Raw genomic sequence first — 13442 nt, forward strand, 5'->3', positions numbered from 1 at the left:
CTATACAAGAGTTGGCAGAACGTTGGAAAAGTAACAAACTTCAGTACGAAATCATTTTGAGACATTTTCCTTCGGTGGTGAAAAATAATGATTAATGGCATTCCAGCAATGACTATCAAGTTAGAATCTGAAGATGTCGTATTCGTAGAAAATGAGCTTCACGCTCTATTGGTCTACAAATTAGATGGAGAAGACCCTTCACTAAAGGTAACTGGATTGAAGAACATACTAGCGATCCGTGATTTGTTAAATGATGCTTATCCAGTATCAACTTGCAAAGGGGGAAGCACATGTGGAGTATCATCTCGAACTTGCGCTTCAGAAACTTAAGAAACTCCAGGAAGAGACTTCAAACGTTTCTGTCGGTGCTGCCATGGAACGAGCTGGATGGTTTTTCAGACAAGAATTTCAACCAGTTATTGACGATCTGGAGACCGCCTTAACTCTCGTAAAACAGAAAAATGACCCTGCTGGGGAGCAGAGCCATTTGGGTATTTGAATCATTCGGCGAAAACATGTTTTCAAGGACGGTGTTTTCGCCTCCATATTAACATGAATTGGAGGATTTGCAAATGCAAGAATTATCTATTAATTATCCTGAACAATGGAAATCGGTAAATTCCCGCGCCGGAAACCTCTTTACCAGTGCGGAAAACACTGTAGGCGTTATTCGCCTGACGAATGCTGATGGACACCTGATTCAATTCGACGATGGTGAATGGGGCATCAGTGCCGAAGGGTACCGTGCATGTAATTTGGTTGCAGGGATCTCCACAATTACACCTGATACAATCCACCTTGCCGATGGGCGCGAGGTGAGTAATCCATATATTGAGTTTGACCCAGAAACGGGTACAGCAGATAAGTTCTGGTCACAAAAAATCACAATTGGCATGTCTCCTTCTGGTAAGCCAATTGTTAGCTCCGCCACTGTCCTCTTTGATATCCGTGTTCGTTTTGTCAAGGAACTTATGCAGAAGATCGAAGAGAACCGGGATGCCGGCAAGCTTTGCATGGAAGGGACGTTAACTGAAGAGGAAATCAGATCCGGCATTTTCATGGCATTCCAAGGAAAGCTTGGCGTTTATGGACGACATGACAACATTGATGTAATCCGCGTTATTCAAAACCTCATAAATAACAAAGAACACGGCGACAAGATCGTCCAGACGCTTGCGTGGAAGTCTTCTATTAAACAGCAGCCAAGTATGCCATTAGCAAAGTTAAAAGCCTACAACGGCGTAGCAGACGTTCTAGTGATTGGATACAAAGACACGTTTGATGAAACAAAACTGAATGAAATCGCTGCTGAATTTCAACAAACCGGTTCGGTTGCTGGGGCTGAAGTGATCGAAGAAACGATCAACGCCTCAGAAGAGTCTATCGAAACAGAAGACAGCTTTCTTTCAACTAAAGGAGGTCCGCGTTTCTAATGATCAAAACAATCCGTACTAAAAACATAAAGGGCAATACGTTTGATCAAGAATTGACTGGTAAGGATATTTTCGTAGGCCCGAACGGATCAGGCAAGTCCACACGGCTCCAGGCTGTACAATTGGCGATGCTGGGGTATATTCCCGGCAAGAAGACAAACGCCGAAACATTCAAACTCAGTTCTGGAGATGAGATGACAGCAGGGCTGCAGATGGATTCTTTCTCTTTTGATCGTTCTATCATCCGCGCCGAGAAGTTGAAGGGTACTGGGGCCAAAGAGGTCAAGTATAGTGAATCGATCACTGTGTCACCAAGTAAAGGCGAGAAGAATAGCACGCAAATGAACGCACGAATCTCTACAGAGACGGGAAACTTTCCAATGGTGTTTGACTTCCAGCAATTCTTGGATATGTCGGATGCTAAGCGGCGTGAATTTATCTACGGCCTGTCTCCGATATCCAGCGAAGAATGGGATAAGAAAAAGGTATCTGCTCATCTTATCCAAAAGTTGTTGACCAAAGGACTTCAGGAAGCCAATCCTGATCTTTATGAAGCATCCAAAGAGTTGATTAATGATTGCTTAGATGAATGGCCTAGTGATTATGATCTATCTTCCGGTCTTCAAGCTATGACCTCATGGGTCGAATCTCAACAAAAGCACTGGAATAAAAAGCAGAACGATGCCACCGGAGCGGTTCGCGAACTGGCTGACATGAAAAATAAACTTGAAGAAACAGATCGTGATATTACAACCAAGAAGGAAGAATTGAAGGATTTTCGACAACAACACACTGATGTTCATGGTCAAATTAAAGCTGGACATGAAATTAAAAGACAGTGGGAACAAAAGCGTAGCCGATTAGATGCCTTGAAAGGCGAGATTGAGCAATTGACTGAAGGACTTGCAGTTAAGGCTAATCGTGATTACGAGGCAGAAATTATAACACTACAAGAGTCAATCAAACAAACGGACGTTAGTGCTGAAGCAAAAACACTCCAAGATCAGATAGACGCGTTGGTAGTTTTGAGAGAATCAAAGACTTCGGAAGGTATGGAAGCTAAGCAAAAGGCTGACAAACTTAGCTTTGAGCTTAACGAAATGAGAAAAGTGTTGCAGGGTATTCAGGATAAAGGGGCTAAAGTTTGTGTTCTTCACTCTTCTATCGGGTGTGACAAGGACTTCTCAAAGTTTACTAATTACACATCTGAAAGAGATCCTAGCCTCCAAAAACAAATTGATGAACTTACTGAATTACAAAATGAGTTAAGAAGAGAAATAAAAACTCTACGTGAACAAGAAAGTTCCCTTGAACAATCAAAACAAGCTCTTTATAAATCTGCAAATGATCAAAACGTTTCGAATGAACGCATTCGTTCACGGATTGAGATTATGCGTAAAGAAGAACAAGAAGAATTCCGCCGTCATCAGGACACTCAGAATAAAATTATCAATTTACAGCAGGAACAAGAACGACTTTTGAATGACAAGCAGCCGACCTTTGCTCCACTTGAAATACTGGAACCGCAGCTGTCGGCGTTGGTACGGCAGATTGAAGAATTGGAACGAGTGATTGAAGAGAAAGAGAAAGCTAAAATCACACTTTCAAACGCTCAGACAGCCATGATCTCAGCAAGCAAGGCTCAGTATTACTTTACGGCTTGCAAGAGCTTAGCAGAGGCACTGGGGGCTAAGGGGATTCAAGGAGAGTTGGTTAAGGGTGTGCTTGGACCTATAGAAGACTCTATCAATGAGAACCTTCAACTGATGGGTATTCAATATCCTATGTTCTTCTCTACTGAATCCGAGACAGGCAAGGAAGTATTTCAGTTTGGATGGATCAAGAATGATCGTAAAACGAACTTTGATGTACTGTCTACTGGAGAAAAATTAATGTTCCTGTCTGCCTTCCTTGTCACGCTGCTTGAAAGAGCAAATCCGCCTCTTAAAGTGTTGGCCTTGGACGATATCAACAACTTGGATAAGAAGAACCTGAGCGGTGTTCTGCAAGGTCTAAACGCCTTGTCCCACAAGCTGGACAATATCTTGATTGCTGGTGTCGTGGAAATTGAGGCGGCCGAAGGCTGGACGATTTGGGATTTGACTCCTGAGGGGTCGGCATCGCGTGGTTAATCTCACCGCCGGATTAAATGATGAACAGGCATCAGCGGTTACTTCTGATTCTGATGAAATACTAATGAGAGCTGGAGCAGGGACGGGTAAAACCCGTACCCTGACTCATCGGATAGCACATCTAAATCTAAACCACCGTGTTGGTGCTTCAAGCATTGTGGCCATAACCTTTACCCGAGCTGCGGCAAAAGAAATGAAAGATCGTCTTGTTCCATTGATTGGGGAGCATGAATCCAAAAGAATCACATGTTGCACGTTCCACGCACTTGCAGTTCGTATCCTCCAAGAATGGGGGCACCGTTTGAATCTTGATAGACAATTCACGATTTACTCCCAAGAGGATCGGGAAGAGGTCATGAAGGTCATTATCGAAACAATGGGATACAGAACCAGCGTGAGTAAAGTCATTAAGGCAGTAGATTTGAGAATCAAGGGTCTTGAAGAACAGGCGGTTTGGGACGAATACAACTATCAGTTACGCCGTTACAATGCCGTGGATCTGGATGCCTTGATTTCGAAGGTGAACACATTGTTCAGCAATCATCCTGATGTCGCTGAGTACTATCGGAAGCAGTGGAAGTACCTGTTCGTGGATGAGTTTCAGGATACGGATCAGCAGCAGATGGAATTTATCCGGTTGCTGAATCCGGAACACCTTTTCTGCATAGGTGATTGGAGACAATCTATCTATGGATGGCGCGGAGCGCGGGTTAGAAACATTCTTGAATTTACAGGTACTTATCCAAATACAGAAGTAATTGAGCTTAACCGCAATTACCGTTCAACAGTTTCAATAGTCGAAGCTGCCAATAACTTAATCTCTCATAGTGGAGTTGGAATTGGTGGAGGGCTAGTAGCTTACAAGGAAGGTACCAGCTTTGATGTAGTCTCTTTGGTTGACGATGATACTGAAATAGATTATGTAATCAGCCAGATCAAAGAGAGAGCGCAGGGTCCCAAGTATTCAGATTTTACGATATTGGCACGGACAAATGTGCAAATTGATAACTTTTATCAAGCGTTGCGGCGGGAGAACATTCCATGTACTGTATTGAGCGCTTCGGATGATCCTCTTAAAGAGCCTGACGTAAAGTCGCTATTGAACTACCTTGCATGGATATTCAACCCACAAGATGAAACGAATTTTAAGCGGGTCATTAAGTTTCCAGAGCGGTCACTGACTGATATGCAACTTCAGGTTGCCGAACAGACAGCTATAGATAGGTCTATCCCGTTGTGGGCGGCTTTAGTGGACTCAGATGAAGAACGGGTTGTGCAATACGCCAGATCCCTCCATGACGTTGCTGAGACGGTTAGAGAGTGTGCGTCTGCGTATGATGCCTTCGATGTGTTGTCACGGAAATTAAGTCTTAGTGAACGATATTCAGAAAGATCCCTGAACAACCGAATTGAGGATTTGGTTCAAGCTCAGACATACATCATGTATTGGGTTGAACGGCAGCTGAAAGCTGGAGAAGATCATAGCCCCACAGCATTCCTCAAATGGGTCAAGATCCGAGATATTCAAGAAAAACTAATGGAAGACCGAGACGCGGTGAAACTTATGACCGTTCACGGTAGCAAGGGGCTTGAGTTTCCGACAGTCTTCCTTGTTGGCATGAATGAAGGGCTGTTCCCTAGCCAAAATACCAGGGACATTGAAGAAGAACGCAGGCTGGCATACGTGGCTGTGACTCGAGCAGAGAGTGAACTTATTATTACGACGACACAATCGCATAGCAGCTGGGGAAAAGTTGTTCCGGCTGAACCAAGTAGATTTATTGATGAAATGAAATTTTTGAATAGTGGGGTGTAGAAATTGCTCAACAGAATCATTTTGATAGGCAGACTCACACGCGATCCTGAACTTCGTTACACTCCAGCTGGTGTTGCCGTAACTCAATTTACGCTTGCCGTAGATCGTAATTTTACGGGCCAGAACGGTGAACGTGAGGCAGACTTCATCCCGGTTGTTACCTGGAGACAGCTAGCAGAAACCTGCGCCAATTATTTGCGCAAAGGTCGCCTGACAGCAGTGGAAGGACGCATCCAAGTGCGAAACTATGAGAATAACGAAGGTAAACGTATATACGTAACTGAAGTTATTGCTGATAATGTCCGTTTCTTGGAATCATCTAAAAATCGTGAAGGTGGAAGTTCATCAAGTGGTACAGGCATGCCTGAAGAGCCGAATTACGGAGGCGGTCGAGAGTATAACAATAGTTCAGATCCGTTTTCTGGCGATGGAAAGCCAATTGATATTTCGGATGATGATCTTCCATTCTAGAACGGAGATGTAACTATGCAGGAAGCGAATGAGTTTGATCTTGCTGCTTACATTGAGCAGGTAGAGTTGATGAAGAAACATGCTAATGCATTACCTGAGGACAATCCAGCATCATTACAAGAAAAGATTGAGCTACTTACACAGTGTCATGAACTGTCTGGAGAAATATCGGGTGAATGTGACAGACTCTATAAGCGTATTCACGTCCAGCGTGACATGGATTATGCGGAGGCTTACATTTCTGCCAAAGCACCGAAGAAAGAGCACGCAGAACTGGCTACAAGAGAAATTAGAGTGCTTGAGGCTGAATCTTACGGTCGTTCAATGAAATGGCGTAATGAGTTCAAAAGCCTTCAGGAGAATATTCATACTCTCAAGTTAAAAATGAAAGTTAATTTTGCTGATGGGACGATGTATAGCAACGGTTATCAGAGGTGAGGTGATTGGCGGATACACAACCAGAGAAGGGGTTTGTCAGGCTTGCCAATGATTTGTGGAAGGAACTGATACGCCGGAACTTCACAAAACGCCAAAAAGACATTTTGTTGTTCGTTTGGAGAATGTCTTATGGCTGCAATCTCAAGGAAGCATACATTCCAAAATCAAAAGATTTTGAGATTTGCGGAGTTCCGGCAACTCACATAAAGAACGAACTTAAACATTTGGAAAATGCAAAAGTAATCATTTGGGATAAGAAAGAGAAGCTTTTCTCCATCAATAAAGATTACGATTACTGGCAAATTACTCCTGTAATGGGATGGGAAACTGAACGTTTTAATGAGTTAATTCACTTGAATTTGAAACGAAAAACTTCACAAAACGTGAACTTTTCAGAATCTCAAGAGGATGATCCGGAAAGTGAAACTTCACAAAATATGAAGTTAGACTTCACAAAACATGAAGTTTTTGACGAAAAAAACTTCACAAAACGTGAAGATGAAGGCGTCTCAAACCCTTGCGGCTGTAAGGCGGAAGAGACCCTTAAAGACAGTTCTTTTAAAGACAGTATTAAAGACAGTAATAATAGTTGTTGTTTAAAGGAGGACGTTAATATGAATTATGGATTTCAAAACGAAATCAAATCAGATAGCCAAGATGCCGTTCCTGCCGGGGATTCCGACTCCAACCGGAAAGCTGCTGAAATTGAATATCGTAAACAAATCACAGATCTGTATCTCAAGCGCAGAGCAAAGGGGCTTGATCTTACGGCTAATGACGAGTTGTTTTTAGATCAACTCATTGCAGACGGAGTTCCGATCTCCGTTGCCATTGACGGCATCAATCAATCCTTTGACAAATTTAAACCTAAACATAAACGAGACGAGATCAAAAGCATCAAGTACTGCGAAGGACGCATTTATAATTTATTATCCGAGCAAGACGGAAAAATAGACGAACAGAAAATTAATCTAGTCATAGATTCTGAAACTAAAGCTGAACCCGATTATGATCAAGAAGAATATCAAAAAAAGCTTGAGCGTTTGAAAGCCAAGCGTGAGGCTGTGGTGTGAATGGGGAACTTAGGTGATGAACTGAAAAAACTTATCCCAAAGGGATTTGCCGAGCGAAAAGCCGCAGTAATAAAACGGCTAAAAGAACACCCTGAAGCGAAAAGAATCAAAGAAGCTTTTCCTGATCGAGTGGACAATTTGACGCATCCGACCAATTACGGTTCGTTATCACGACACCTTGCTAGTTTTGATAACTGTAGAGGCTGCAAAGACTTAGTTGGTTGTCAGAACGACCACAAAGGTCACTGTAGCGTTGTGGAGGAAAATCCAGATGATGACAAGGGGCTAATTTACAGGCTCCAAAAATGCCCGCTGCTCCTTTCTCACGAGAAACAGCAAAAGGTTATGGGGAAGATTAAAAGTCATTTTATTCCTGATCACATTGTGAATGCGACTTTTGAAAGTATCGATCTTGACTCGCATAGATCTGCTGCAATCATAAAGGCTATGGACCTATGTGAGAACTTCGAAGTTGGAAAGAGCAAAAAAGGGCTTTATTTATACGGTCAAATGGGTGTAGGCAAAAGCTTGATCTCCGGTGCGATTGCTCAGGAGTTAGCTTCTCAAGGAGTAGACGTTGCAATGGTCTATGTCCCAGACTTTATGTCTGAGGCGAAGGATGCTATTGGATCTAAGACAGAAACAGTGTTGTCTAAACTAGAGGCCTTACAGAACGTTACAGTGCTCATCTTAGATGATATCGGAGCTGAGTACCTGACTACATGGACGCGGGATGAAATACTGGGACCCATTCTACAACGCCGAATGGAGCGATTAGTCACAATTTACACGTCGAACCTAACGATCAAGGAATTGCGGCAACACTTGATAAACGTCAAAGATGCCGCCAAGACCATGGATCAGCGTCAACATGAAAAGAAGGCTGAGAGAATCTTAGAAAGGATAGAGCCATTTGCTGAAGTGCTGCATGTAGGTGGGCGGAATCGACGTAGGGATAATTCGCATAACACAGGAGGAAAGTTATGAAGATATCAATCGATAAGCATATTCTTATCAAGCCGCTAGAACAAGCGGCTAAGTTCCTACCATCAAAAAATGTTATTCCGATATTGGCTGAATTTCTTTTTGAAGCAAAACATGACGGACTATACATCACCGGTGGAAACGGAACTCAGTTTCTACAATCAAAAATTGATTCGGATGATTATGAGTTGATCAAGCCTGGTTCAGCGACTATACCAGGGAAAAGAATCGCTGAGATCGTGAAAGTAATGAAAGGTGTAATCGATATCGAGACAGTCGGATTCGAGACTGTGATTAAGAGTGGAAGAAAGAAATATGACCTTCCTGGCTTAGATCCAGAAGAATATCCTCAATTCATCGAAGATCCCGATGGTGCTTCGGTAGAACTAGAGGGACGAGCGTTAAAAGTTTTAGTCAAAGAGACGGCCTATGCAGCATCAGAAAGCGAGGCGACACCGATTTTAACCGGACTTCGCGTTAGGTTTCAAGACAACATGATTAATGTCACCAGTACAGACCGGCATAGATTGTCATCTTCGGTACAAGTGGCAGATAACTTGATCGAAATGCAGATCATCGTGGGAGCCAAGACAATGTCCGATCTTATGAATCTGATCGGACCAGAGGAGAAGTTAGTAATTAAATTGGTTCAATCGAAACTTGTAGTCGCGACGAAGAATTTCATATTTTGTTCTCGGGTCTTAGAGGGGACATATCCAGACGTAGACCGAATGGTACCAATAAACTATCAATCGACACTTCGGGTAAATCGGGAATTATTGATCGATGCCCTCCAGAGTGTGAAGATTATCATCAAAGATCAAAAGTCCAAAGTTACCCGTATGCACGTAGGAGAGGTTATTGAACTCAAAGCTGCTGCTGAAGGCGTAGGAAAAGTAAATGAATTTGTAGATATCATCTCACTTCAAGGAGAAGGATTTAAAGTTGCATTTAACGGGGAGTACTTCCTTGAAGCTGCTGACTCCATTAATTCCAAGGAACTTATCATAGGGTACTCGGGTATGACGAACCCCATCTTAATCAAAGACGCTGATGACGAGCGAAATTATAGAATTGTTCTTCCATATCGAACAACGGAGGTATAAGGAATGACACTTACTCTTGAAGAAATGTACAACATGCAAAAAGAACTAGATATAAAGATCGTTGCAGAAAAAGGACTGGAAGGTCAGGATCTGCTTTACAAGCGAACACTGGCTCTCCAAGTCGAGTTGGCAGAGTGCGCAAATGAGTACAGGGGATTTAAGTTTTGGAGTGATCGCAGCGAACCGAAGCATGGATACGATGCCCTGATTGAATGTCCGAAATGCAGCGGAAAGGGATTTTGGTTTAGTGGAGAACGCGTTATCTGTGGTCGTTGTGATGAAAAAGGGAAGATTATCAATCCACTTCTGGAAGAATTCGTTGATTGCGTTCATTTCTTCCTGAGTATCGCAGGTCATTTTGGATGGCTAGAACATCTTTATATTTCTGAGGATTCGATCGAGGAAACGAGAGATGAAGGTTTAGATGGGGAAGTAACAGGTGCATTCTTGGAATCCATGTATTGGCTCATGAAATTTCACATGGAAAAAGATCGCGATGAGAAAATTGAGGAGAAGCTCGGGAAGACAAAGCGTGAAATGTGCTTCAGAAACGCTTGGTATGTATTTTTAGCTATCGGTCTTGTTGGTTTCAATTTCACATTCGAGCAGATAGCCGATGCTTATGCAGCCAAAAACAAAGTCAATCATGAACGACAGGTGAATGGATATTGAGCAAATATAATGCAATGAAAGTTATTGTCACTCCGGACGGAACGCTGTTCGAAGCGGCGCTTGTTACAAAGTACAACCTTAAAATTAATGGCATCAAGTTTGACAGTAAAATGGAAGGTGAGTATTACCAATACTTACTACAGTTAAAGAAAATAGGATTAATCAAAGATTTTAGTACCCAACCCAAGTACGTACTCCAAGAAAAACCTAAGATCACATATATAGCAGACTTTTTGGTTACTGACTTGGATGGATCGGAACGAGTGATTGACATTAAGGGTGCTGAAACGGCGGTGTTCCGTACAAAACTGAAACTCTTTCAAGCTAATTATCCTACTTTGCGCATCGAAATACTTACAAAGAAACGTGGAGAATTTGTTCCACTGGATCAAGTCAAAAAAGAAAAGGCTGCCCGGAAACGGGCTGCTAATAAAATAATCAAAAAGGCAGAAGGGAAGATGAAATATGAGCGTGCCAGTTACCCCAATGGACGTAGTACTCGCAAGCCAAGATATTGAAAGATATTTGGATGAACATGATAAAGGCGAGTTGTCACGGATTATTTGGAAAGTAGAACAGTTAAAGGCTGCTGAGAATGATCCAAACCAATTAACTGCTATGCTAGCAGAAAATGCGTTGTTTGTAGCAACGGAGTGATTAACGGAGGGCGGTAAGCACCTAGACAAGGTGATTGAGAAAAAATAATTGTGAGGTGGACAACAAAAATGACCGCTGAAGAAATCATTAGAATGACTCCAGGTAAAGAACTGGATGATCTGGTCATAGTAGTAGGTTTAGATGATGGATTTTCTCCTTCAACAAATATGAATGATGCTTGGATATTAAGAGGTCATTTCATAGATCAATTTGGTGGTGGATTCGAAAACGTTAGATATTGTGATGATTTTCCTGAACACTGTTGCTGGGATAATGATGGAAAGAAGGTCCTTGTATGGGCAAAGACAGGCGCAGAGGCAATAACGAAGGTAGTAGCATTAGCAGTTCGGGATCTATATGGAGATTTTCATCCGTGGGTATTGTTCCCTGAACTACAAGGGCGGTTCATAGAAAATCTCAAGCAAAACACAACGTTGTTCAAATAAACAAAAGGAGCATAGAGGATTTATTCCTCTTGCTCCACCTTCAACTCTATCAATTCTTTTATGTCTTTCAATTCAAGAACCTCAGCTATTTTCTCAAGATGTTCACGGTTAATTGAGGTTCGCATGTTATTGCATATTTCACTTATAGCAGCTCTGCGAATACCCGTTTTCTCAGCAAGTTGCTTTTGCGTCCAACCTCGATCATCAATGAGTGTTTGTACATTAAGAATTATTGAAACCATGCGTTCTTCCACCTCCAGTGAGTAGATTCTATCACAAGAATTATAATTCCGCAATTTCGTAATTATGGTGTTGACGATACGAAATAACGGAATTATAATGAAGACATAAATACGATATAACGAAATATAGTAATTTTTATATATCGGAGGCATGATTATGGATCTAATCGCTCGACTTGAAGCCTATGTAAAGGAAGAGATACAGCCCAAGTACACATACCCTATTGGGCTAGTGCATACAAAGGCGTTCGAAGAAGCAGGGAAAGGTCGATTGTATATTTGGATTGATAAGGGCGTGACATTTGATCACAAGTTCATTGACTTGCCAGAGAAACTATATACTTCAGGAAAAATTTCCTGACCATGTGAATGGAGGGCCTTATGCCTGAGAAAACGATTAACCTTGCTGAACTGGACAATGAGCCACAAGAGATCAGAGAAGCTATCGCATTTTATGCAGCACATACCGTATTGCCAATACACTTCACCGCTGATGAGAGAGAACGCCATTATGCAACTCTCGAACAGGCTGGTTACTTGGAGCGAATCTCATAAACCGTAGTAAAAGTGCATCTTTCTAGTTCTAAATTGAATTACAAGAGGTGTTAAAGAGCAATGGCCCATCAGACATTCTGGAAGCCCGAAAAGAAGGTTAAAGAGAAAAAGACATATAAAAGTTTGCAATCAAATAAACCGAAGGCTAAAAAGGAAGTCCCAGAATGGAAGAAGGATATCCTTGCTCACCACAAACCAGGACAGAGTTCGAAGGATCGGTGTGACTTTACTAAGGCAGTAATTGATGAACTCATTGCAGAACAAGGTGAAATATGCCCGTGCTGCAAGACAGCGGCATCAAATACCACTCACCATGTATGGCCTAGAGGCCGGAAGGGTCGAGGCGTAAAAACAAATGGGCTCAGGGTTTGCTGGCCTTGTCACGATAAGATCCAAACGAATGACGAACTCCTTCAATATTGGATTTCAGTATATCGTGAGAAATATGGTGATCACTTCTGGTTTGACGAAAAGGACTGGGAGGAATTTAACCATAAACAAAATGTTCTGCAACAGAAAGAACGTGAGAAACAAGAACGTCAGAATCAGATTAAGCCAGTTGTTGACTTGCTCAGCACTGCAGCTGGGCGAAGCCTCAAGGCAAAGGAACTGCAATTACTGCAATCCTTTGAAGAAAAGGATATGGCAGTATTCGCCACACTAATGGCTGACGTATTCGGCAGACCATTGGAAGAACCTAAGGTTTACAGCTATGGTGAACGTTTTGAAGATTAGGAGGATTAAATATGGGAAGGCAAGCCATTGTTCAATCGCGGATCAGAGATAGTCACCCCTTACTTGGTACCAAGGAACAATGCGTAAAAGATCATCGCAAGTTAGTCTTGAAAATTGCCAATCATTACCACTGCAAAACTTTCAGAACTGTAGATATTGAGGATCTAATTAGTGAAGGGAACTATGCATTATTAATGGCTTATGATAGGTTCGACGAGAAATCAGGATTGAAATTTTCAACATTTGCTTATCCCTACATTCAAGGGTTCATCATTAGATATTTGGAAAGTAAGGTAAATGCAATAAGGACGCCATCGCATAGTAAAGTACCACCTAAGCTAGTGTTGTCATTAGATAGTAAGATAAAAGGATCAGACAATGATGATTTAGATTTTTCTAATCTTGTACCTACAAAACAAGACCTAAGTTTCATTGAGATTGAGGAATTCATCAATACCTTGAAAGAAACTGAAAGAACTATAGTTAACATGACAATGGATGGATACAGCAATGGCGAAACAGCCGCAGCGCTAAAAATATGCAGAAATACGGTTTCCAACATAAAGTTTAGAATTAGGAAAAAGTATCTCTTATATGTATCCTAATAATTCATATAACAACGTGATACTTGTATTTGTAGAAAACTTGATCCTACGTGGAGACAGTAAGTTGAGAGGAGGTA

18 protein-coding genes are annotated in these 13442 nt (G+C 41.9%); 17 read left to right on the forward strand and 1 reads right to left on the reverse strand.

Features of this window, described 5'->3' with window-relative positions:
* The first annotated feature begins 292 nt into the window (after positions 1-292).
* The 13 genes from MHH46_RS13530 to MHH46_RS13590 all read left to right on the forward strand — a co-directional run bounded on the left by MHH46_RS13530 (position 293) and on the right by MHH46_RS13590 (position 11228).
* Entirely contained in the window at positions 293-499 is a 207-nt protein-coding gene (locus MHH46_RS13530) for a hypothetical protein (RefSeq protein ID WP_076189954.1), read from the forward strand.
* Positions 500-572: 73 nt separating this feature from the next.
* Positions 573-1433 (forward strand): hypothetical protein, encoded by an 861-nt coding sequence (locus MHH46_RS13535; RefSeq protein ID WP_076189955.1) that lies wholly within the window; start codon positions 573-575, stop codon positions 1431-1433.
* Positions 1433-3565 carry an AAA family ATPase gene (locus MHH46_RS13540; RefSeq protein WP_076189956.1) on the forward strand — a complete coding sequence of 711 codons (2133 nt, stop codon included), beginning with the start codon at positions 1433-1435 and terminating at the stop codon, positions 3563-3565. Before MHH46_RS13535 ends, MHH46_RS13540 begins: the two co-directional genes overlap by 1 nt.
* On the forward strand, positions 3558-5381 hold the full coding sequence (locus MHH46_RS13545) for an ATP-dependent helicase (RefSeq protein ID WP_076189957.1): 1824 nt from the start codon (positions 3558-3560) through the stop codon (positions 5379-5381). Before MHH46_RS13540 ends, MHH46_RS13545 begins: the two co-directional genes overlap by 8 nt.
* Before the next feature lie 3 nt (positions 5382-5384).
* Complete coding sequence (gene ssb, locus MHH46_RS13550; RefSeq protein ID WP_076189958.1) at positions 5385-5852, forward strand: single-stranded DNA-binding protein; 468 nt, start codon at positions 5385-5387, stop codon at positions 5850-5852.
* 15 nt (positions 5853-5867) lie between these two features.
* A complete protein-coding gene (locus MHH46_RS13555) occupies positions 5868-6290 on the forward strand; it encodes a hypothetical protein (RefSeq protein WP_076189959.1) in 423 nt (140 codons plus the stop codon).
* Between the two features lie 5 nt (positions 6291-6295).
* On the forward strand, positions 6296-7363 hold the full coding sequence (locus MHH46_RS13560) for a replication protein (protein WP_076189960.1): 1068 nt from the start codon (positions 6296-6298) through the stop codon (positions 7361-7363).
* A complete protein-coding gene (locus MHH46_RS13565; protein ID WP_076189961.1) occupies positions 7364-8350 on the forward strand; it encodes an ATP-binding protein in 987 nt (328 codons plus the stop codon).
* On the forward strand, positions 8347-9453 hold the full coding sequence (dnaN, locus tag MHH46_RS13570) for a DNA polymerase III subunit beta (protein WP_076189962.1): 1107 nt from the start codon (positions 8347-8349) through the stop codon (positions 9451-9453). The genes MHH46_RS13565 and dnaN overlap by 4 nt, the downstream gene beginning before the upstream one ends.
* Before the next feature lie 3 nt (positions 9454-9456).
* A complete protein-coding gene (locus tag MHH46_RS13575) occupies positions 9457-10125 on the forward strand; it encodes a dUTP diphosphatase (protein ID WP_076189963.1) in 669 nt (222 codons plus the stop codon).
* Positions 10122-10643, forward strand: a complete 522-nt coding sequence (locus tag MHH46_RS13580) for a DUF1064 domain-containing protein (RefSeq protein ID WP_076189964.1) — start codon at positions 10122-10124, stop codon at positions 10641-10643. Before MHH46_RS13575 ends, MHH46_RS13580 begins: the two co-directional genes overlap by 4 nt.
* Positions 10612-10782: a hypothetical protein gene (locus MHH46_RS13585; protein WP_405132612.1), complete on the forward strand. Its 171-nt coding sequence runs from the start codon at positions 10612-10614 to the stop codon at positions 10780-10782. Before MHH46_RS13580 ends, MHH46_RS13585 begins: the two co-directional genes overlap by 32 nt.
* A 68-nt stretch (positions 10783-10850) precedes the next feature.
* On the forward strand, positions 10851-11228 hold the full coding sequence (locus MHH46_RS13590) for a hypothetical protein (protein WP_076189965.1): 378 nt from the start codon (positions 10851-10853) through the stop codon (positions 11226-11228).
* A 20-nt stretch (positions 11229-11248) separates the two neighbouring features.
* Here MHH46_RS13590 and MHH46_RS13595 read toward each other — a convergent pair whose 3' ends face one another.
* A complete protein-coding gene (locus MHH46_RS13595; protein ID WP_076189966.1) occupies positions 11249-11470 on the reverse strand; it encodes a helix-turn-helix transcriptional regulator in 222 nt (73 codons plus the stop codon).
* 157 nt (positions 11471-11627) lie between these two features.
* Here MHH46_RS13595 and MHH46_RS13600 point away from each other — a divergent pair, with 157 nt between their 5' ends.
* Genes MHH46_RS13600 through MHH46_RS13615 form a run of 4 tightly spaced genes read left to right on the forward strand, consistent with a single transcriptional unit; the run spans position 11628 to position 13365 of the window.
* Positions 11628-11831, forward strand: a complete 204-nt coding sequence (locus MHH46_RS13600; protein ID WP_076189967.1) for a hypothetical protein — start codon at positions 11628-11630, stop codon at positions 11829-11831.
* A gap of 20 nt (positions 11832-11851) precedes the next feature.
* Positions 11852-12025 (forward strand): hypothetical protein, encoded by a 174-nt coding sequence (locus MHH46_RS13605; RefSeq protein ID WP_179086242.1) that lies wholly within the window; start codon positions 11852-11854, stop codon positions 12023-12025.
* A 60-nt stretch (positions 12026-12085) separates the two neighbouring features.
* A complete protein-coding gene (locus tag MHH46_RS13610) occupies positions 12086-12760 on the forward strand; it encodes an HNH endonuclease (RefSeq protein ID WP_076189968.1) in 675 nt (224 codons plus the stop codon).
* 11 nt (positions 12761-12771) lie between these two features.
* Positions 12772-13365, forward strand: a complete 594-nt coding sequence (locus MHH46_RS13615; RefSeq protein ID WP_076189969.1) for a sigma-70 family RNA polymerase sigma factor — start codon at positions 12772-12774, stop codon at positions 13363-13365.
* The last annotated feature ends 77 nt before the right edge of the window (positions 13366-13442 follow it).

Origin of the sequence: Paenibacillus sp. FSL H8-0175, assembly GCF_045040615.1 — a bacterium.
GTDB lineage: Bacteria > Bacillota > Bacilli > Paenibacillales > Paenibacillaceae > Paenibacillus_AQ > Paenibacillus_AQ odorifer.